The sequence below is a fragment of the Pseudomonas sp. C 49-2 genome (genome assembly GCF_003970195.1).
In the GTDB taxonomy this organism is placed as follows: domain Bacteria; phylum Pseudomonadota; class Gammaproteobacteria; order Pseudomonadales; family Pseudomonadaceae; genus Aquipseudomonas; species Aquipseudomonas canadensis.
In genome coordinates this window covers 418,540-437,890 of sequence record NZ_RXYG01000004.1, presented here as the reverse complement: position 1 = coordinate 437,890, position 19,351 = coordinate 418,540, and the positions used below count along the sequence as shown (strand labels likewise).

Sequence of the window (19,351 nt, the reverse complement as noted above, 5' to 3'; positions counted from 1 at the left end):
TGGTAGAAAAGAGGTTGGCCGCTGCGAGAATCGCAGCGGCGCGCAAGGGGTCAGGCGACGTTCTGTTCCGCCGACCAGTTGGCGTACCACTGGCGGAACAGCGCGTACTGGTTTTCGGCGTAACGACGTTGCGCGTCGCTGAGCGCGTCGGTTTCATTGAAGTGCAGGGCGTAGCCTTTATCACCATTGAGCACCATCAAATGCTTGTAATACAGCACCAGGTCGCAGCCCTCATCGAAGGACGACAGCACCGCCAGCGCGGCTTCCAGTTCTCGGGCCTGGCGACGGGCCTTGGCATCGCCCTTGGCGGCTTTTTTGCTCAAGGCCACCAATTGCAACACTTCCCGAGGGAGCGCGTTGCCGATGCCGGTAATGGCGCCGGTGGCGTTGCAGTTGACGAAGCCGTGCACCACCTGGGTGTCCACGCCGACCATCAAGGTCACGTTATCGTCCTGGGAGGTGATGTGTTCGGCGGCGTAGCGCAGGTCGGCACCGCCGCCAAACTCCTTGAAGCCGATCAGGTTCGGGTGTTCGCGGCGCAGTTCGAAGAACAGGTCGGCGCGGGTGGCGAACCCGTAGTAGGGGCTGTTGTAGATCACCGCCGGCAGATTCGGCGCGGCCTTGAGGATGGCCGAGAAGTGCGCCTTTTGCGCGGTGGCCGACGCTCCACGGGACAGCACGCGCGGAATCACCATCAGGCCGTGGGCGCCGACCTTGGCCGCATGGGCGGCATGGGCCACGGCTTCGCGGCTGTTGACCGCGCCGGTGCCAACGATGGTCGGCACACCGGCTGCCACCAGGCGTGCCACGCCTTCCTGGCGTTCGGCCTCGGTGAGCAACGGCCAGTCGCCCATGGAGCCGCAGTACACCACGGCACTCATGCCGATATCGATCAACTCGCGGCCCTTGGCGACCAGGGCGTCGAAGTCCGGCTTGCGCTCGGCGGTGCACGGGGTCATCAGGGCGGGGATGCAGCCGGTGAAGATGTTGTCGCTCATTGTTCTAACTCCTTGGAACGTTCAGTACAAACAGGGAAGGGCTCAGATGCCCCAGGCAAAAGGGTCGCGCTCGTCGATCAGCAAGGTGCTGTCGGCGGTCATGTAGGCGCTGCCCGTGATGAAGGGGCGGATGTGCTCGCCGTCCCATTCATAGCGGCCTTCGAATTGGCTGCCGGTGATGCTGGCTTGGGTCCAGGTTTCACCTGGCTTGAGTTTTTCATCGGCGGCCAGGCAGGCCAGCTTGGCGCTGGTGCCGGTGCCGCAGGGCGAGCGGTCGTAGGCTTTACCGGGGCACATGACAAAGTTGCGGCTGTCGGCAAGGTCGTCATCGGCGAACAACTCGATGTGGTCGATCAGTGCACCGTCTACACCGTGAATGCCTTGCTCTTCCAAGGCCTTGAGCATCGCCCAGGTGTAGTCGGTAAGCGCATCCACGTTGTCCATCTGCAAGCGTTGGCCATGGTCCGACACCAGGAAAAACCAGTTGCCGCCCCAGGCGATATCGCCGTAGGCCACGCCGTGTCCCGGCACTTCCACCGGCACCTGCTGGCGCAGGCGATAGGAGGGCACGTTGCGCAGGGTTACGCTGCCGTCTTCGTGCAGCGTGGCCGCCACCGGGCCAACGGGCGTGTCGATCGTGTGCACGCCGGGCTGGATACGCCCCAGGTGGTGCAGCGACGCAACCAGGCCGATGGTGCCGTGGCCGCACATGCCGAGGTAACCGGCGTTGTTGAAGAAGATCACACCACAGATCGCGCCTGGCGTAACGGGCTCGCAATACAGCGCGCCCACCAGTACGTCATTGCCACGCGGCTCCAGCAGGCAGGCGCGGCGCCATTGATCATGCTCAGTGCGCAGGCTGTGCAGTTGATCGGCAATCGTGGCGCCGTTCAGCGCCGGGAAACCGCTCATGACCAGGCGCGTCGGTTCGCCGCCGGTGTGGGAGTCGATGACATGCAGTCGCTTCATAAAAGGCTCCTGAATCAGTAAGTCGCGGGTGTCAGCGGCGCGTGAGGTTCGTCGACCGCTTCGCTTTCATCGGCTTCGTGTTCCAGCCGTACCAGGTGAGCCGGCACGCCAGTGGCTGCGCCCCAGTAGTAAATGCCGAGTGCGCAAGCGGCGACGACAATCGTGTCGAGCGGGTGGCTGATCACGCCGATGCCGCCAAAACTGCCGAGTTTGGACAGCAGGATGGTCACCGCGTAGAAGCCGATCAGCCAGGCAGACGAGCGCACTTGCTGCTTGAGGTTGATGTGTGCGGTCGGCACCCAGCGTGCGCACAGCAGGTACACCACGAACATCAGGATCTGCAGGCCGAGCAGCCAGGACACCGTGCCCCAGCCAGACCAGTACACAATCAGCGCGGCGATGATGAACGACAGCGGGCCCAGCACCGCCATGCCCTTGACCCGGAACGGCCGCGCCATCTGCGGGGCATTGCGACGCAGCGCGGCGACAGTCACTGGGGCCACGGCGTAGCTGAGGATCAGCGCCGCAGACACCACATTGATCAGTGCTTCCCAGGACGGGAACGGCAGGGTCCAGAACACCGACAAGCCAAAGGTCAGCCATAGCGCGGGCCGTGGAATGCCGGACTTCTCATCGATACGCGTGAAAATCTTGAAGAACGTGCCGGTCTGCGCCCAGCCATACACCACGCGAGGTGTGGCGTTCATGTAGATATTGCCGCAGCCACTGGGTGAGATCACGGCGTCGGCCACCACCAGATAGGCCAACCAGCCCACGCCCAGCGCCAGGGCGATATCCCGATATGGCAGCGCCAGTTCCTTGCTGATCCCGGCCCAGCCATTGGCAAGCATTTCCGTGGGCACGCCACCGAGGAAGGCGGTTTGCAGCAGCACGTAGATCGCGGTCGACAACAACACCGAAAGGATCAAGGCAATTGGAATCGTGCGTTGCGGGTTCTTCACTTCACTGGCCACCGAGATGATCGGCGTCAGCCCCAGGTAGGCAAAAATCACCCCGCCGGCCGACACCGCCATCTCGATGCCCGACAGCCCAAACGGCGCGAAACCCTGCACCTGGAAGTTCGCCGGTTTGAAGAAGGTGAACAGCACGCCAATCACCAACAGCGGCACGATGAACTTGAATACGCTGACCAGGTTATTGGCGATGGCGAAGGTCTTCACGCTGCGGTAATTGAGCACGAAGAACAGGCAGAGCAGGGCGAATTGCACCAGCCAACCCAGGGTGGTCGGGTCGCTGGAACCGGCCTTGGTCAGCTCCGGAAACCACGCCGCCGCGTACTGCCGCGAGGCGACCACTTCGATGGCCACCAGGCTGGAAAACGCGATCAGGGTAATGAAGCCCATCAAGTAGCCCAACAGCGGGCCATGGGAGTAGACCGGGTAGCGCACCACGCCGCCGGCACGCGGCAATGCGGCGCCCAGTTCGCAGTACACGATGCCCAGCAGCAGTACTGCGAAACCACCGATGAGCCAGGAAATAATGCCCGCCGGGCCTGCGATTGCGGATACGTGGCTGGCTGCGAACAACCAGCCCGAACCAAAGATGGCACCCAACCCGATAAAGGTCAGGTCCATCAGGGAAAGCTGTTTCTTGAACTTGCCTTGAGCTGACATAGCGTCGCCTTCTTGTGAGTTATTGGATAGGCATGCAGTGCCCATACAGTGAACTCATGAACGGCGGCGCGATTGATGTTTTTTGCTGGCATCGATGACGAAATCAGCACAGTTTTGGTGGCTCGACAGGGGGCCGGGCATCGTGCAATCTGCTACCCCTCCAGGCAAACAACGGGGTTCAACCGTCATGATGCAGAGCGCGTTTGCGACCCTTTGCCAAGGGAGCAACCCCCAAGACATCGAACAGTTATTGGACATTGTCGCGCAGCTATTGCCGATGCTGGACGTGATCCCCAATGCAGCGATTTTCATCAAGGACACCCAGGCCCGCTATGTGCTCGCCAACCGTACCCTGGTGCAGCGCTGCGGCCTCAAGAAGCTGCAACCGCTGCTGGGCAAGACCAGTGCCGAAGTCTTTCCTGCGCAATTGGGGCCGGGCTACACCGAGCAGGACCGGCGCGTGCTGGAGCAGGGCTTTGTGCTGGAAGATCAGCTGGAACTGCACCTGTACGGCACCCGCGAACCCGGCTGGTGTTTGACCCACAAGTGGCCGCTGTACAACCATTCGGGCGCGATCATTGGCCTGGCGGGTATCTCGGTCGACCTGCAAACCGCCAGCGAAAGCCACCCGGCGTACCAGCGCCTGGCCGCCGTGGACGCGCACATCCGCGCGCACTTCAACCGTCGTGTGCCCTTGGGTGAATTGACACGGATCGCAGGGATTTCGGTGGCGCAGTTGGAGCGCTACTGCAAGCGCGTGTTCCACCTCACGCCACGGCAGATGATCCAGAAAGTGCGGCTGGAGCATGCGCACCGGCTGTTGCACACCGATCTGCCGATCACCGAAGTGGCGTTGCAGTGCGGGTATACCGACCACAGCGCGTTTACCCGCCAGTTCAAGGCGTCGACGGGGTTTACGCCGAGGCAGTATCGGCAGGCGACGGGGGGCGCGGGCGAGTAATTCATCTAACGGATTGCTGTTTGGGGATAGGTTCTTTGCCTTCAAGGAGCCGGGCGGGACTGCTTGGTGGCGATCAGCTATCATGGCGCGCATTCGCACCGCACCGTTAATTGCAAAACAGGATGACTCAGTGACTCAAGGATTAGTGTGCAGGCTTAAACGCAGTTTCAACGCCTTTCTCAAAACGTGGAACGCCGATAAGGCCATTCCCAAGAATTCCGGGGCTTTTGAACCACTGACGCCTGCGTTGCTTGAGGGCAGTCAAGCGGATCGCTATGAGAGTGTGTTTCTGCACGCGCTGCAAAATGAGCAGGTTCGTAATATTGCGCTAACAGGTGGCTATGGTGCAGGTAAGAGTAGTGTTATCAGGACCTTTTTTGATCGCCACCCCGCGTACAAACATGTTCTGATTTCACTGGCGACCTTTACTAAGGAAAGTCCAGCCGGGTGCGAAACAGATCCCGATCTTATGTCGCGTATTGAAGAGACAATCGTCCAGCAACTGTTGTATTCCGTCCCTGCGAAAAAACTGCCGAAAACGCGATTGAAGCGCATCGTACAAGCCTCCAATTCCAGTATTGCGCTGCACACGGTGTTCTTTGCATTGCTGATTGTCAGCGTTCTGCGAATGTATCTGCCCTCCGTCAACATGCTCCCGAAAATCGACCCCGCTTGGCTTGTTCCAGCACTCATGCGGTTACCCGATTGGATCGCTCTGGCGGTTGCAGGTGCGTCGAGCCTGTACATTCTTCATTCTGTGCTGAAGTACCTCTCGCTCTTCAGCATTGATGGCCTGACGCTGAAAGGCGGAAAGCTCGAAGCGACTCATCATGGGTCCGTACTGCATAAGCACGTCGACGAAATCATCTACTGTTTTGAGCGCAGCGATATCGATGTAGTGGTTATTGAGGATCTCGACCGGTTTGGTATTCAGGATGTGTTTTTTCGGTTGCGCGAAATCAACTTCACAATCAGGCAGTCCCCGCAAATCAAGCGTCCCGTGTATTTCATCTATGCCATCCGCGATGAATTGTTCTCAGTGGGTGAGAAGACCAAGTTCTTCGACCTGGTTATACCCGTGATTCCCGTCGTCAGCTCGGAGAACTCCGGGGAAAAGATGATGGACTTGTTGGGGGCAGAGCGCTTTAAACCTGTGATCGGGCGTCTTGATCGCGGGTTGATCGAGACTGTGTGCGAGTACATTGATGAGATGAGGCTGATCAAGAATATCGTCAATGAGTTTGACATTTTCTCCAGCCTGCTCGGCGACCGTGGCGTGGTTCTTGACGCAAACAAGCTGTTTGCGATGGTGGTCGTGCGCAACTTGTACCCGGAAGCTTTTGCCGAACTGATCAAGCGCAGTGGGGATATCTATTCGATATTCACCGCGTTTCCTACGTGGCGAGCTGAGCAGGTACGTAGTATCGAATTCGATATCCGTTACTTCCAGGACCGCAACGCGGACATGGCACCAGAGTTTCTAGAGCGGGAAATCGAACCGCTCAGAACTAAGCATGTACGGGCCAAGCGAATGACGTTCAAAGTTGCAGCAAGGCAAGCGTACGGCGATGTTCTAGCCCAGAAGCTGACTGGACTCGAAGCCGTGATAGATATGATGCGGAGCGGTTTTTTTGATACTGATTACCACGATTACCTGAGCTTCTTTTATGAAGGGGCTCTGACGCAAGATGACAAGAACCTTATCCTGGCCTTACGGCGAGGCGAGTCTCCGCAGGTTATGACCGTGGTCAACGACCCTGCGAGGGTGCTTGGCAAACTTGAACATGATTCCCTGGAAGAAGGGCGCGGCTTGATCTCAGGATTGGTTGAATACCTGTGCAGCCAAAGCAGCGCTTCGGATGAAGGGCCCCACGCTGGAAAACTGGCTACGATCCTCAACGCGGCGCCTCAATACATGGACCGCTTTGCCGAGATGGCCGATTCACTTTTGCTGAGCACGCATGCACCCGCCTTAATTCAGGCTATCTACGAGACAACTCCCATGATGTTGGAGCAGCTGGTGATATCTGTGCCGAGCGGGCCCAGGCAGGCTTTGCTTTGCACCATTTTCAGCAGCTTGAGCTCCGATCAGATCGCCGCATTGGATGAGGGCGGCATGGGCATACTGCACAGCGTTCAAGAACTGCCGGACGTTACCGATTTAGTCCCGCTGCTCACACAGGGCGAAGGTGCCTGGAAGTGGTTGCATGAACAACCTGTGCAGTTTCATAACCTCAGCGATGTAACCCGCGCAGATGACCTCAAGCAGTTAGTAAGCCTGGGGTTTATCGAACCTCGACTGGATATGCTTCGCCTGATTTGTTCAACGTTTGAAACAGATTCAGGCAATGACGAACGGATCACCTACCGCCGGCTATTGGCCCTGCAATTGAGCGGTATGGAAAAGCTGTTGGATAACGCCCCGCATACGCTCATCAAGGAACTGCTCAGCCAGAGCGATGTGTTGGATGAGTCCGCTGAGTCTCTGGCAAAATTGCTTGCCGCAGCGGTGGACAAGCCTGGTCAGGTTACTTCATTGCTTGAACACACCGTATGTCAATTGACGGCACTTGAAAGTGCGCCCCAAGCTATCTGGTCGCTCCTGTTAAGTGCTGAAAGGATCAGTGACAAATCTCAGGCAGTCTGGACGTATTTTCGAGCTATCCCTCCATCCAGCAACTTTCGCCGGAGTATTTTCGCACCGCTCAATGATGAGTTCAGTAAAGTGCCCGAAAAGGGGGTTTTGACCACTTTCCTTGAGCGTCATGCAGAAGTCCTGGCCGACACGCTCTGGACTCTGCATCCCGAGCACAATCACGCACTACAACGGCATTTGCTTCAGGATCCGGTAATACGCAATGACACGCTCAGGCTGTTGCTGTCTACAACCACTCTGGAGTCGATTGAAATCTTGAGCAAAGTCCCGCAAGCGCGCTGGGGGATGCTTGTTTCTTCCACCTTCCTGCCGTACACCGAAGAAATCAGTAGCATTGTCCAAAAGAACGCCAGCCAGCCTGAAGCTGAGCGTTTTGAGCAACGTAAGCTTGAATTCGATGCAACGAATCGCGCCACTACGCCTCATATGACTACGACCGGCGTTACCGATACCTGATACCTCCGCGTCGGGCTCATTCACGACAATAGGGACCAGGCTTATGACGGCGGCTGAAAACAACCATGTGAACTGGCTGGTGGAACAATCGATGCTGCACGCGGCACGCCAGCGGGCCAAGCTCTATTCGGGCCAGGGCCGGTTGTGGCAACAGCCGTATGCGCAGACCCGGCCCCGTGATGCTTCGGCCCTGTCGTCGGTGTGGTTTACCGCGTACCCGGCGTCCATCGTGACCCGCGAGGGCGGCACGGTGCTGGAGGCTTTGGGGGATGAGGCGCTGTGGCATGCGTTGTCGAAGATCGGCATCCAGGGTATCCACAATGGCCCGCTGAAGAAGTCCGGCGGCCTGAAGGGCACGCAGCACACGCCAACCATCGATGGTAATTTCGACCGCATCAGTTTCGAGATCGACCCGCAGTTGGGCACCGAGGCACAGTTGCAGGCGTTGACGCGCATGGCGGCGGCACACAATGCGGTGATCATCGACGATGTGATCCCGTCCCACACCGGCAAGGGCGCGGATTTCCGCCTGGCCGAGATGGCCTACGAGGACTATCCCGGCCTGTACCACATGGTAGAAATCCGCGAGGAGGACTGGGCGCTGTTGCCCGACGTCGCCGAAGGCCGTGACGCGCAGAACCTCAGCCCCGCCCAGGCCGATGCGTTGCGTGACAAACACTACATCGTCGGTCAGTTGCAGCGGGTGATCTTCTTCGAACCCGGCGTCAAGGAAACCGACTGGAGCGCGACAGACGTGGTACTCGGTGTGGATGGCAAACCGCGTCGCTGGGTGTACCTGCATTACTTCAAGGAAGGCCAGCCGTCGCTGAACTGGCTGGATCCGACTTTTGCCGCGCAACAGATGATCATTGGCGATGCGCTGCACGCCATCGACGTGATGGGCGCGAAGATCCTGCGCCTGGACGCCAATGGTTTTCTCGGCGTGGAACGCAAGCTGGACGGCACGGCCTGGTCCGAGAGCCATCCGCTGTCGATCACCGGTAACCAGTTGCTCGGCGGCGCGATTCGCAAGGCCGGCGGTTTCAGCTTCCAGGAGTTGAACCTTACCGTGGATGACATCGCTTCCATGTCCCATGGCGGCGCCGACCTCTCCTATGACTTCATCACCCGACCCGCGTACCAGCACGCGCTGCTGATGGGCGATGCCGAGTTCCTGCGCCTGATGCTGCGTGAAATGCACCGCCAGGGTATTGATCCCGGTTCGCTGATCCATGCGTTGCAGAACCACGATGAACTGACCCTGGAATTGGTGCACTTCTGGACGTTGCACGCCCATGACACCTTCCTGTACCAGGGCCAGACCTTCCCCGGCAATATCCTGCGTGAGCATATTCGCGAACAGATGTACGAGCGTCTGGCCGGTGAGCACGCGCCGTATAACCTCAAGTTCGTGACCAATGGCGTGTCGTGCACCACCGCGAGCATTATCACGGCAGCGCTGGGCATTCGAGATCTGGAGGCGATCACCGCTGCGGATATCCAGCAGATCCGCCAGATCCATTTACTGTTGGTGATGTACAACGCGATGCAGCCGGGCGTGTTTGCCTTGTCGGGCTGGGACTTGGTGGGCGCGCTGCCGCTGGCGGCTGAAGAGGTCGAGCACTTGATGCAGGATGGCGATACCCGCTGGATTCATCGCGGGGCTTATGACCTGGTGGACCTGAATCCAGATGCGGAGCTTTCGGCGGGCCATATGCCGCGTTCGAAAAGCCTTTATGGCAGCTTGAACAGCCAGTTGCAGGATCCTGAGTCCTTCGCCTCGCAACTGCAGAAAATCCTCGCTGTGCGCCGTGCCTACGACATCGCCGCCAGCCGCCAAATTTTAGTGCCGGAGGTTGAAAACTCGGCGTTGCTGGTGATGGTCCATGAATTACCGGCCGGCAAAGGCACGCAAATTACCGCGCTGAACTTCGGTGCTACACCCATCACCGAAACCCTGCACTTGCCGGATATCGCTGCCGGGATGGTGGTGGACATCATCAACGAGAGGGTGGAGGGCGACCTGACGGCGGAGGGTGAATTCACCATCACCCTGGATGCGTACGAAGGGTTGGCACTGCGGGTGGTCAGCAGTTCACCACTGTGACCACCCCCCAAGATCAATAGAGCTGGGGCACGATCAATTCCGGCGGGGTCGGGTTGCGCGAGTAATCCTCCTGCCGCACACGCTGCGGCAGTTCGATCACCGGTAGCTCGACTTCCTCATACGGCATCTGCCCAAGCAAATGGTGGATGCAGTTGAGCCGGGCTTTTTTCTTGTCATCGGCCTGTACCACCCACCACGGCGCTTCGGCGATGTGGGTGCGCTCGAGCATGATTTCCTTGGCTTTGGTATAGGCTTCCCAACGCCGACGTGACTCCAGGTCCATGGGGCTGAGCTTCCATTGCTTGAGCGGATCGTGGATGCGGCTGAGAAAGCGCAGATGCTGTTCCTGGTCGGAAATGGAAAACCAGTACTTGATCAGCTGGATACCGGAGCGGGCGAGCATGCGCTCGAACTCGGGCACGGTGCGGAAGAATTCTTCGTACTGGTCCGCGTTGCAAAACCCCATGACCTGCTCGACGCCAGCGCGGTTGTACCAGCTACGGTCGAACAGCACGATTTCGCCGGCGGCTGGCAGGTGCGAAACGTAGCGCTGGAAGTACCACTGGGTCTGCTCGCGGTCATTCGGCGCGGGCAGGGCCGCGACTCGGCAGACCCTTGGGTTCAGGCGTTGAGTGATGCGCTTGATCACGCCTCCTTTACCGGCGGCATCGCGCCCTTCGAACAGGATCACCACTTTGTGACCGGTCTTGACCACCCAGCTCTGCAATTTCACCAGTTCGCCTTGCAGACGGAACAGTTCGCTGAAATAAATCCTGCGCGCGGCTTTCTCGGCGCTTTCACCGATGTGCTCGTCAAACAGCGCGTTGAGGTCGTGCCCGTCTTCGGATAACTCCAGTTCCAACTCTTCGTCACTGTGATCCAGCAATTCACGATGGATGCGCTGCATCAAGGCATCTTCTATTGAGGACATGGGCGGAACTCGCGTGGTGGGGGATGGCAAAGTCTTAGTCGCATTTTGTTACTAACCAATGACATCAAATGCCGTGATTGCGGTGGGAGAGGGGGACAACCAGGCGTTTTGCCACTCCACGTTCATAAAACCGTAACAAGAATGTTGCAGAGTTCCCGGGCCCGAAATCACAAGGATTTTCCTTAATGAAACGTCTGATGAAGTCTGCTGCACTCGCCGTTGCGGTTTCTCTCAGTGCCACCTCGGTGTTTGCTGCCGAGAGCATCCGCCTCACCGGTTCCGGTGCGAGTTTCCCAGCCCCGATCTACCTCACCTGGTTCAAGGATTTCAGCAAGAAAACCGAGGGTGTCACCGTTGATTACCAATCCAAAGGTAGCGGTGCGGGCGTACAGGACTTCCTGAACAAAACCGTCGACTTCGCCGCCAGCGACTCGGCCATGAAAGACGAAGACATCGCCAAGGTTGCCGAAGGCGCGCAACTGCTGCCGATGACTGCCGGTGAAATCGTGTTGGCGTTCAATCTGCCGGGCAATCCTAAAGAGCTCAAATTGCCACGCGATGTGTACTCCAACATCTTCCTGGGCAAGATCACCAAGTGGAACGATCCGAAGATCGCTGCCGCCAACCCAGGGCTGAAACTGCCAGACATGCCGATCACCGTAGTCGTACGTGCAGACTCCAGCGGCACCACCGCTGTGTTCACCAAGCACTTGGCTGCGATCAACCCTGAGTTCCAGAAAGACCTGGGCGAAGGCAACACCGTCAACTGGCCTGCCAGCGACAAGTTCATCAAATCGCCGAAGAACGATGGTGTGACCGCCACTGTGCGTCAGACCCCAGGCGCGATCGGCTACATCGAATACGGCTTCGCCAAACTGGCCAAGGTTGACTTTGCCCAGCTGCAGAACAAGGCCGGCAAATATGTGGTACCGAACGCCGAAAGCGGCGCCGAAGCCCTGGCTGCGGTGAAAATGCCGGAAAGCCTGGTGGCCTGGCTGCCGGACCCGGATGGCGCCAAGTCCTACCCGATCACTTCCTACACCTGGATGATCTTCCGCAAGGACAACGGCAACCCAGCCAAAGCCAAAGCCATGCGTGAAATGGTCGAGTACAGCCTGACCGAAGGTCAGAAAATCGCCGACTCGATGGGCTACATCCCACTGCCTCCATCGGTTGTCGATCAAGTTCGCAAAGCTTCCGCCAACATCCAGTAAGGCCGCCAGGCCGCTCCCGGCATGGGCTGTCAGCCATGCCGGTAGCGTTCCCCCCTTGTTCCGGAATTAGCCAATGAACACACCTTTTGTCGTACCGGTTAACCCGGATTCTGCGTGCCAGCCACCCTCTACGAAGGATTTCCTGGTTGACCGCACCTTCCGTGCACTTGCACGCATAGGCGTAGTGCTGGTGCTGGCGCTGGTTTTCGCGCTGGTCTTCGAAGTAGGACGCAAGGCACTTCCCGGCATGGAAAAGCACGGTTTTGATGTGCTGTTCGGCAGTGTCTGGGACGTTAACCAAGGCAAGTACGGCATTCTGCCAGCTATTTGGGGCACGCTTTACAGCGCCCTTATCGCGTTGTTGATCGCAGGTTTTTTCGGCGTCAGCATGGCGATTTTTCTCACCCAGGATTTCCTGCCGGCAAAACTCGCGGCGGTGTTTCGCACCATCGTTGAACTGCTCGCAGCCATCCCCAGCGTGGTCTACGGCCTCTGGGGCATTTATGTGGTGATCCCGGCCATCCGCCCGCTGACTGCGTGGCTGAACACTGAACTGGGCTGGATCCCGTTTTTCGGCACATCCCTGAGCGGACCGGGCCTGCTGCCGGCGGCACTGGTGCTGGCCATCATGATTCTGCCGACCATTGCCGCTGTTTCCCAGGATGCTCTCACCGGTGTGCCGATGAAAACCAAGCAGGCCGCCTACGGCATGGGCACCACCCACTGGGAAGCGATTCTCAAGGTGATGGTGCCATCCGCCGCGACCGGCATCTTCGGTTCCCTCGTGCTAGGCCTCGGTCGCGCCCTGGGTGAAACCATGGCCCTGGCCATGCTGGTGGGCAACGCGAACAACATCTCGCTTTCGCTGTTTGCACCGGCCAACACCCTGGCGGCCTTGTTGGCGCTGAACTTCCCCGAAGCCGGCCCGAATGAAATTGAAGTGTTGATGTACGCCGCACTGGTCCTGATGTTTATCACGCTGCTGGTGAACATCATCGGTTCGATGATCATGGTCTACGCCCAGCGGGGTACCAAATAATGACTGATCTCTCTACGCCTATCACCGCCATGCCTAGCCTGCAGCGTCGGTTCGAAGGCCGCGCATTGCGCAGCCTGGTGCTGACCACGCTGGTGTGGCTCGGTGCGCTGCTGGCCAGCGTGCCGCTGATTTCCGTGCTCTACATGCTGATCACCCGTGGCGGCGCACGCCTGAGCCTGGAAGTGTTCACCGAACTGCCGCCCACCGGGTTCGAGACCGGCGGTGGCTTCGGTAACGCCATGGCGGGTACGTTCGTGATGGTCGGTATCGCTGCCGCCATCGCCGTTCCGGTCGGCATCCTGGCCGCCATCTTCCTTGCGGAACTGGGCCCGGACAGCAAACTGGCGAACGCCTCGCGCTTTGCCGCCAAGATGCTCACCGGCTTGCCATCGATCCTGGCGGGTGTGTTCGCCTACGCCTTGGTGGTGATGACCACTGGAACCTACTCGGCGCCGGCCGGTGGCGTGGCGCTGGCGGTGCTGATGCTGCCGATCGTGGTGCTGACGGCTGAAGAGTCGATGAAGATGGTGCCCAAGATCATGAAGGACGCAGCGTACGGCATGGGCTGCACCCGCTCGCAGGTGATCTGGAAAATCGTCTTGCCCACCGGCATGCCCGCGATCTTGACCGGCGTGATGCTCGCTGTAGCACGTGCCGCCGGCGAAACCGCACCTCTGTTGTTTACCGCGCTGTTCAGTAACTACTGGATCTACCACGACGGCAGCCTGGCGGTCATGAATCCGACGGCGTCGCTGGCCGTGTTGATTTACAACTTCTCCGGCATGCCTTTCGACAACCAGCTCGAGCTCGCATGGGCGGCCTCGTTGGTGCTGGTAATGATCGTGCTGGTCGTGAATATCGTGAGCCGTATTTTCGGCAAGCCCAAGTACTAAGAACGGGAGCACCTGAATTTTGAACGTCTCAACTGCGCAAAAAGCCGCTCCGTTTGTCACCCAGGCACCTGTGGTCATGGACTGCAAGCTGGACAAGATTTTCTACGGCAACTTCATGGCGGTGCGTGATAGCCATGTGCCAATCGAGAAAAACAAGATCACCGGCTTCATCGGCCCGTCCGGCTGCGGCAAGTCCACTGTGCTGCGCAGCCTCAACCGCATGAACGACCTGGTGAAAGGCTTCCGTTTCGAAGGCCACGTGCATTTCCTCGGCCAGGACGTGTACGGCAAGGGCGTGGATCCGGTAGTCGTACGTCGTTACATCGGCATGGTGTTCCAGCAGCCAAACCCGTTTTCGATGAGCATTTTTGACAACGTGGCCTTTGGCCTGCGCCTGAATCGCTACAAGGGCGACCTGGGCGACCGCGTCAAGCACGCGCTGCAAGGCGCGGCGTTGTGGGATGAGGTCAAGGACAAGCTCAAGGTCAGCGGCCTCTCGCTGTCCGGCGGCCAGCAACAACGCCTGTGCATCGCCCGCGCCATCGCGACCGAGCCGGAAGTGCTGCTGTTGGACGAACCTTGCTCGGCGCTCGACCCTATCGCCACGCGCCGTGTCGAAGAACTGATGGTCGAGTTGAAAAAGGACTACACCATCGCGCTGGTCACCCACAACATGCAGCAGGCGATCCGTGTGGCCGACACCACCGCGTTTTTCTCGGTGGACATCTCCCAGGGCACCCGTACCGGTTATCTGGTGGAAATGGGCCCGACCGCGCAGATTTTTGAAAACCCGCGTGAGCAAATGACCGGGGACTACATCAGCGGCAAGTTCAGCTGACCCATGCACCGGTTTTCAGGAATGCCAATGCCTGCAACACATCGTCTTGATCTGGCGGCGATCGAACGCGCACTGCGTGAGGTCCAGGCCCGTTTTGCCCAGCTCAGCCGGGACTTCACCGAGCCACGCGACCCGCTGACAGACGAAGTGCTGCAGAATGTGCTTGAAGGTTATGCCCTGATTGACGACTATGTTGCGCGCGGTGTCGACCTGTTCGACCTCCAGCAACTGAACCTGATGCTGGAGATCAATGCCACGGTGCTCTGTGGCAAAGACCCGGTACGCCGGCAGGAATACGCGCAGCATCTGGCGGCGACCGAAGTGCACTTTTTCAACAATGTCGAAGGTGGCATCAAGGATCTGTACAACTGGTATTGCAAGCACCATAACGAATCCGTATGGAAGCGAGCAGCCGGTGTCTACGTGCGGGTCCTGAGCAAGCCGCAGTTGTTCATTGAAGGCAATCACCGCAGTGGGTCGCTGATCGTCAGTTACCTGCTGATGCGCGAGGGGTTGCCACCGTTTGTGCTGACCCTGGACAACGCCGAGGGTTATTTCAACCCGTCCTCGGTGATACGCAACTCCGCCAAGCATGGCGTCATGGCCTTGTACGAATTGCCCAAGATCAAGAAAAAATACGCAGCGTTCCTGGAAGATAACGCCCCAGACCCAACCGAGTTTTTCCTGAGCGACACACCAGCGCCCGCCCACCTAGGGGGCCATTGATGGGAAGGTACCCAGTGCTCGACACGATCAAGCGTGTGTTCAAGCGTCAGCGAATCCGTATTTCGTTCGACATCGACGACACACTGGCCTGCCAGCTCCACCACAGTGCGACCGAACACAGCCGCTTGCCGGCGTGTGTGCACCGTTGGTTGGGTGAGCCCCTGCGCAGCGGAACACGCTCTTTGACCCGTGAGCTGCGTCGCCAGGGCTGCAGTGTCTGGGTCTACACCTCGTCCGGCCGCACGCCGTCCTACATCCGCCGTTGGTTGTTGCTGTACGGCATCCATGTCGACGGCGTGGTCAACAGCGTGCGACATAACCAGGCCCTGACCGAACGCGGGCTGACGAGCACACCGTCAAAATTCCCACCGGCCTTCGATATCGATTTGCATGTTGATGATTCCGAAGGCGTTCAGCTTGAAGGCTTCGACCACGGGTTTCGCGTGGTGGTCGTGGACCCGCAAGATGAGCAGTGGGCGCAGCGTGTGTTGGAGGCTGTTGCACAGGTCCAGGCGCAGCTGGCTCGCCAACAGCCGCAGAGGCACAAGGTGCCGGTACCGGTTTATCCAGGGCTGACGTTGAACGGATAAAACAAATGGGGCGACTGATTGATCAGTCGCCCCTCGTGTTTACTGGGTGTTCAACGCCCCAAGAAACTCAGTATGCCGCAACACCTTCGAAAACATCGACAGCGTGAAGTTTTCGGCCGCTTTTTGCTGTTCGTCGGTGAACGTCGCTGTGCAGTCGGCCAGCGTCACCACGTTATAACCCTTCTCATAACCTGATCGAACTGTGCCTTCGACGCAGCAGTTGGTCAGGAATCCCGCCACCACCAGGTTCTGGATGCCATTGTTGCGCAGCACCAAGTCCAAACCCGTGGTTGCAAAGCCATCCAGCCCGCGCTTACCTTCCACAAGGATATCCCCGGGTTCACGGCTGATCGCCTCGGTAATCTCGGCGCCCCAACTGCCGGAAAGGAAAGCTGCGCCATCGGCAACGCCCTTCAAGATTCCATAGTCACGCGTCGTCAGTTCCGGGTAGCCCTCAGCGAACTGGATCGGCAGGTGAATGATCTTCACGCCCAGCACGCGTGCCTGTTGCACGGTCGTCGCGGTGTTGGCCAGCATGTCGGACTGGTGCATCACGTCTTTGACGGCGTCATGAAACACGCCACCTGCGGTGGTGAAGTCGTTTTGGAACTCAATCAGGACAAGTGCGGTGGCGTTTGGATTCATGATGAGGCTCCGAGAGGTGTCACTGGATTTGAGCCTTCAGAGTATATTCACTGAATTAACGCTCACAAGGACAGTGCAATGACCCGCTATTTCAAACATCCAGAGAGTGACCAGGTCGAAGAAGTCGATGCGTTCCAGGTGTTGGCCGTATTGTTTCTCGGCCCCCTCTACCTGCTCTTCGCAGGTCTTTGGCGCCACCTGCTGATCTGGGCTATGGCATTAGGGCTGGGTTTTCTCGCAGGCCCGCCTTGGGCGGCGATTCCCATTGCCGGGCTGCCCATCATCTACTGCTTCCTGATCCGTAAAATCGTCGTCGCTGAGTATGTGAAGAAGGGCTGGGTTGAAGTGCCCGACCCAGCGCTCGCGCTAAAGAAACCAACGCCAGCGGCAGAATCTGTCGTCGAGTAGTCACCGGGGGGCAGGCTTCACTGGTCGACATCGCGTAAACCGGTATTCAAAGTGGCAATGGCCTGGGTCAGTTGCATGTCAGACATCAGCGGCGCGCTATAACTTGACCGGTAGAAGCGCGACGCCTGCTCGAACTGCGCGCCACGGATCTCACCCCCTGAGCCGATAAACGCGAGAGCATCACTTTTGGATGACTTGAACTGGTTGGGAATGGCAGCGGTTAAGGCCGTGGCGCCTGAGACAAGTATAAAGGGTGCAACCGAAGTGATCATGAGCGCGGCTTGAAATGGGTTGTTGTTTTCAGCGGCGGCGACTGGATTGCCGAGCAATGCCGAGGCGGCGATTGCCACTATCTTCCATGAGTCCATTCTGCGGTGTGTCCATTCCGTTGGGAGGGCGCCACGATAACAGAGTAGCGGGCTCATCGCGTTGGCTGAGTTTGCGGGCTTTCGTCCAGATGCTTGCCTAGCTCACTGATCTAGCAAGCTTTTTTGCCGGCTTCCTGAGCTAAGAAAGCCGCCCTTCGACCTTGCATCAAAGCGACTGGATCTATATATTCCCAACCCTGCAACACGCGCTGCCGCCCGAATGGCGAAACTGGTAGACGCATGGGACTTAAAATCCCCCGCTCGTAAGGGCGTCCCGGTTCGATTCCGGGTTCGGGCACCATCATTTTGTTTCACGACATCCCAGGAGGTCGCTGAAACCCACAGAGAACCTGCCTTGTGCAGGTTTTTTGTTTTCACGATATGCCCTCCATATTCATTCCAGCCCAACATTTTTAGGACATTAACTAGTACATCCTGAGTTCAATTTTTGGTGATGTACTAGATGGCACTTACTGACTCCGCTGCGAGGCAGGCGAAACCTAGAGTCAACAGCTACACCCTTCGGGGCACTGGGGGGCTAGCGTTGTACGTCGACAAAAATGGATCGAAAGCTTGGCACTTCCGTTTTACATGGCGCCATAAGCAGCAGCGCATCTCCTTGGGCGCTTACCCCGAGCTGTCGCTCAAAGAGGCCAGGGTGTTGCGGATCAGGCCCGTTCACTGGTTGAGAAAGGCAGTGATCCTCGCCGACAGCGCCGGGATGACCAGCTTGCTGCGCAAGCGGACGCCCTCAAAACCTTTGAAGTCGTTGCTAACGAGTGGCACGCCTTCAAAGCACCGCGCATGCTCAAGGCGAAAAAGGGAGGCGCAACTCAATCACGTCGTTACCTGGATAAAGACCTGATACCGGTACTGGACACCCTTCCAATCATCGAAGTGAAAAAATCCGATGTGCTGATACCTATTCGCCGGATCGAAGCACGCGCTGCGTTGTGTGTCGCTAGAAAATGTAGAGCGTGGCTCAAAGAAGTTTTCCTCTATGCGATCGCCATCGGCTATATCGAGAGCAACCCTGCCTCTGACTTGGATATTGTCGCAGTCAAGGAACCGCCGGAGCGTCACAGCCCAATGCTTCTCTTGTCTGAGCTGAAAGATTTTCTGATCGCTTTGAGAGATTTCCGATGTGCCGAGTACACCAAGTGCGCTATTCGGATCTTGTTATTCACTGGTGTGCGCACAGGTGAGCTGAGGCATGCCACCCGTGAGCAGTTCGACTTGGACGCTGCGCTTTGGACAATACCTGCGGATGCAGTAAAACAATTGCGCAAAGTGATCAGGGGAAAGGATGGCGACAAAGTCCCACCGTACCTCGTGCCCCTTTCGCGCCAGGCGATTCAAGAAATAAGACGAGTGTATGAAATCACGGGCAATTTCCCGCTATTGATACCCGGCCGCATTGATCCTCGCATGCCAATCAGTGACGGTACGATCAACATTACCTTGAAGCGCCTCGGATACGAAGGTCGATTGACCGGGCACGGAATACGCGCCACGATCTCCACGGCGCTTAATGAGTTGGGCTATAACGAGGATTGGATCGAGGCGAAGCTGTCTCATGCGAGTTCAGGTAAGACGCGGAAAACTTGTAATCACGCTGAATATGTCCAGCAGCGACGCAGCATGATGCAGAATTGGGCGGACTATTTAGACGGGCTATTATAATACCCTTGCGTATAAGGGAAGTTGCCACGGTAGTTGAATGCACCTGTCTTGAAAACCGGCGAACGTTAGATGGGCGCCCGGCCAATTGCGCAAGGTGTGTTTGGCGGGCGCTTACGTATTAAGGCCGCTAGGCCGAGTTGCTTTCTCTTCGAAACCAAAAAAAGCTAAGGTCAACTGAGTTTTTGAGTACGGATAATTCCGTTCGCTCAATTCCCCCGTGTCGTACAACCCGAGG

18 protein-coding genes and 1 tRNA gene are annotated in these 19,351 nt (G+C 58.1%); 13 read left to right on the top strand and 6 right to left on the bottom strand.

Annotated elements, in window-relative coordinates; genetic code table 11:
- Positions 1-50 precede the first annotated feature (50 nt).
- The 3 genes from EJ576_RS10910 to EJ576_RS10900 are packed head-to-tail and all read right to left on the bottom strand — an operon-like array spanning position 51 to position 3,601.
- Positions 51-998: a dihydrodipicolinate synthase family protein gene (locus tag EJ576_RS10910; RefSeq protein WP_123477591.1), complete on the bottom strand. Its 948-nt coding sequence runs from the start codon at positions 996-998 to the stop codon at positions 51-53.
- 42 nt (positions 999-1,040) lie between these two features.
- Positions 1,041-1,967: a 4-hydroxyproline epimerase gene (locus tag EJ576_RS10905; RefSeq protein WP_126570336.1), complete on the bottom strand. Its 927-nt coding sequence runs from the start codon at positions 1,965-1,967 to the stop codon at positions 1,041-1,043.
- Between the two features lie 14 nt (positions 1,968-1,981).
- A complete protein-coding gene (locus EJ576_RS10900) occupies positions 1,982-3,601 on the bottom strand; it encodes an APC family permease (RefSeq protein ID WP_122727185.1) in 1,620 nt (539 codons plus the stop codon).
- A gap of 187 nt (positions 3,602-3,788) precedes the next feature.
- On the opposite strand from EJ576_RS10900, the gene EJ576_RS10895 reads away from it, so the two are divergent.
- The 3 genes from EJ576_RS10895 (at position 3,789) to treS (ending at position 9,781) form a co-directional block, all read left to right on the top strand.
- A complete protein-coding gene (locus tag EJ576_RS10895; protein ID WP_122727183.1) occupies positions 3,789-4,562 on the top strand; it encodes an AraC family transcriptional regulator in 774 nt (257 codons plus the stop codon).
- An 82-nt stretch (positions 4,563-4,644) separates the two neighbouring features.
- On the top strand, positions 4,645-7,674 hold the full coding sequence (locus EJ576_RS10890) for a hypothetical protein (protein ID WP_126570335.1): 3,030 nt from the start codon (positions 4,645-4,647) through the stop codon (positions 7,672-7,674).
- 43 nt (positions 7,675-7,717) lie between these two features.
- The gene (gene treS / locus EJ576_RS10885; RefSeq protein WP_126570334.1) at positions 7,718-9,781 is read left to right on the top strand and encodes a maltose alpha-D-glucosyltransferase; all 2,064 of its coding nucleotides are present in this window, start codon (positions 7,718-7,720) and stop codon (positions 9,779-9,781) included.
- Positions 9,782-9,794: 13 nt separating this feature from the next.
- Here treS and ppk2 read toward each other — a convergent pair whose 3' ends face one another.
- Positions 9,795-10,712, bottom strand: a complete 918-nt coding sequence (ppk2, locus tag EJ576_RS10880) for a polyphosphate kinase 2 (protein WP_122727176.1) — start codon at positions 10,710-10,712, stop codon at positions 9,795-9,797.
- 185 nt (positions 10,713-10,897) lie between these two features.
- Between ppk2 and pstS the strand changes: the two genes are divergently transcribed.
- The 6 genes from pstS (at position 10,898) to EJ576_RS10850 (ending at position 16,012) form a co-directional block, all read left to right on the top strand.
- Positions 10,898-11,926 (top strand): phosphate ABC transporter substrate-binding protein PstS, encoded by a 1,029-nt coding sequence (gene pstS / locus EJ576_RS10875; RefSeq protein ID WP_016978033.1) that lies wholly within the window; start codon positions 10,898-10,900, stop codon positions 11,924-11,926.
- Between the two features lie 73 nt (positions 11,927-11,999).
- On the top strand, positions 12,000-12,965 hold the full coding sequence (gene pstC, locus EJ576_RS10870) for a phosphate ABC transporter permease subunit PstC (protein WP_016978032.1): 966 nt from the start codon (positions 12,000-12,002) through the stop codon (positions 12,963-12,965).
- Positions 12,965-13,858: a phosphate ABC transporter permease PstA gene (pstA, locus tag EJ576_RS10865; RefSeq protein WP_028616256.1), complete on the top strand. Its 894-nt coding sequence runs from the start codon at positions 12,965-12,967 to the stop codon at positions 13,856-13,858. Before pstC ends, pstA begins: the two co-directional genes overlap by 1 nt.
- Positions 13,859-13,934: 76 nt before the next feature.
- Entirely contained in the window at positions 13,935-14,696 is a 762-nt protein-coding gene (gene pstB / locus EJ576_RS10860) for a phosphate ABC transporter ATP-binding protein PstB (protein ID WP_010210300.1), read from the top strand.
- 27 nt (positions 14,697-14,723) lie between these two features.
- The gene (locus EJ576_RS10855; RefSeq protein ID WP_028616255.1) at positions 14,724-15,422 is read left to right on the top strand and encodes a hypothetical protein; all 699 of its coding nucleotides are present in this window, start codon (positions 14,724-14,726) and stop codon (positions 15,420-15,422) included.
- A complete protein-coding gene (locus EJ576_RS10850) occupies positions 15,422-16,012 on the top strand; it encodes a hypothetical protein (protein WP_122727172.1) in 591 nt (196 codons plus the stop codon). The genes EJ576_RS10855 and EJ576_RS10850 overlap by 1 nt, the downstream gene beginning before the upstream one ends.
- 39 nt (positions 16,013-16,051) lie before the next feature.
- On the opposite strand, the gene EJ576_RS10845 is transcribed toward EJ576_RS10850, so the two are convergent.
- Positions 16,052-16,657: a cysteine hydrolase gene (locus tag EJ576_RS10845; RefSeq protein ID WP_126570333.1), complete on the bottom strand. Its 606-nt coding sequence runs from the start codon at positions 16,655-16,657 to the stop codon at positions 16,052-16,054.
- A gap of 78 nt (positions 16,658-16,735) precedes the next feature.
- Between EJ576_RS10845 and EJ576_RS10840 the strand changes: the two genes are divergently transcribed.
- Positions 16,736-17,065: a hypothetical protein gene (locus tag EJ576_RS10840; RefSeq protein WP_126570332.1), complete on the top strand. Its 330-nt coding sequence runs from the start codon at positions 16,736-16,738 to the stop codon at positions 17,063-17,065.
- 17 nt (positions 17,066-17,082) lie between these two features.
- Here the strand turns inward: EJ576_RS10840 and EJ576_RS10835 are convergent, their stop codons facing one another.
- Positions 17,083-17,433, bottom strand: a complete 351-nt coding sequence (locus EJ576_RS10835) for a DUF2388 domain-containing protein (RefSeq protein WP_126570331.1) — start codon at positions 17,431-17,433, stop codon at positions 17,083-17,085.
- A gap of 214 nt (positions 17,434-17,647) precedes the next feature.
- On the opposite strand from EJ576_RS10835, the gene EJ576_RS10830 reads away from it, so the two are divergent.
- The 3 genes from EJ576_RS10830 to EJ576_RS10825 all read left to right on the top strand — a co-directional run bounded on the left by EJ576_RS10830 (position 17,648) and on the right by EJ576_RS10825 (position 19,116).
- Positions 17,648-17,734, top strand: a tRNA-Leu gene (locus EJ576_RS10830).
- 162 nt (positions 17,735-17,896) lie between these two features.
- Positions 17,897-18,298, top strand: coding sequence for an Arm DNA-binding domain-containing protein (locus EJ576_RS30005; RefSeq protein ID WP_256656598.1), 402 nt, complete (start codon positions 17,897-17,899; stop codon positions 18,296-18,298).
- Positions 18,238-19,116: a site-specific integrase gene (locus EJ576_RS10825; RefSeq protein WP_256656597.1), complete on the top strand. Its 879-nt coding sequence runs from the start codon at positions 18,238-18,240 to the stop codon at positions 19,114-19,116. The genes EJ576_RS30005 and EJ576_RS10825 overlap by 61 nt, the downstream gene beginning before the upstream one ends.
- Positions 19,117-19,351: the final 235 nt, after the last annotated feature.

Excerpts from the sequence above, each read along its gene's own strand:
- EJ576_RS10910 (WP_123477591.1), bottom strand. The coding sequence starts at position 998 with ATGAGCGACAACATCTTCACCGGCTGCATCCCCGCCCTGATGACCCCG.
- EJ576_RS10905 (WP_126570336.1), bottom strand. The coding sequence starts at position 1,967 with ATGAAGCGACTGCATGTCATCGACTCCCACACCGGCGGCGAACCGACG.
- EJ576_RS10900 (WP_122727185.1), bottom strand. The coding sequence starts at position 3,601 with ATGTCAGCTCAAGGCAAGTTCAAGAAACAGCTTTCCCTGATGGACCTG.
- EJ576_RS10895 (WP_122727183.1), top strand. The coding sequence starts at position 3,789 with ATGATGCAGAGCGCGTTTGCGACCCTTTGCCAAGGGAGCAACCCCCAA.
- EJ576_RS10890 (WP_126570335.1), top strand. The coding sequence starts at position 4,645 with ATGGCGCGCATTCGCACCGCACCGTTAATTGCAAAACAGGATGACTCA.
- treS (WP_126570334.1), top strand. The coding sequence starts at position 7,718 with ATGACGGCGGCTGAAAACAACCATGTGAACTGGCTGGTGGAACAATCG.
- ppk2 (WP_122727176.1), bottom strand. The coding sequence starts at position 10,712 with ATGTCCTCAATAGAAGATGCCTTGATGCAGCGCATCCATCGTGAATTG.
- pstS (WP_016978033.1), top strand. The coding sequence starts at position 10,898 with ATGAAACGTCTGATGAAGTCTGCTGCACTCGCCGTTGCGGTTTCTCTC.
- pstC (WP_016978032.1), top strand. The coding sequence starts at position 12,000 with ATGAACACACCTTTTGTCGTACCGGTTAACCCGGATTCTGCGTGCCAG.
- pstA (WP_028616256.1), top strand. The coding sequence starts at position 12,965 with ATGACTGATCTCTCTACGCCTATCACCGCCATGCCTAGCCTGCAGCGT.
- pstB (WP_010210300.1), top strand. The coding sequence starts at position 13,935 with ATGGACTGCAAGCTGGACAAGATTTTCTACGGCAACTTCATGGCGGTG.
- EJ576_RS10855 (WP_028616255.1), top strand. The coding sequence starts at position 14,724 with ATGCCTGCAACACATCGTCTTGATCTGGCGGCGATCGAACGCGCACTG.
- EJ576_RS10850 (WP_122727172.1), top strand. The coding sequence starts at position 15,422 with ATGGGAAGGTACCCAGTGCTCGACACGATCAAGCGTGTGTTCAAGCGT.
- EJ576_RS10845 (WP_126570333.1), bottom strand. The coding sequence starts at position 16,657 with ATGAATCCAAACGCCACCGCACTTGTCCTGATTGAGTTCCAAAACGAC.
- EJ576_RS10840 (WP_126570332.1), top strand. The coding sequence starts at position 16,736 with ATGACCCGCTATTTCAAACATCCAGAGAGTGACCAGGTCGAAGAAGTC.
- EJ576_RS10835 (WP_126570331.1), bottom strand. The coding sequence starts at position 17,433 with ATGGACTCATGGAAGATAGTGGCAATCGCCGCCTCGGCATTGCTCGGC.
- EJ576_RS30005 (WP_256656598.1), top strand. The coding sequence starts at position 17,897 with ATGGCACTTACTGACTCCGCTGCGAGGCAGGCGAAACCTAGAGTCAAC.
- EJ576_RS10825 (WP_256656597.1), top strand. The coding sequence starts at position 18,238 with ATGCTCAAGGCGAAAAAGGGAGGCGCAACTCAATCACGTCGTTACCTG.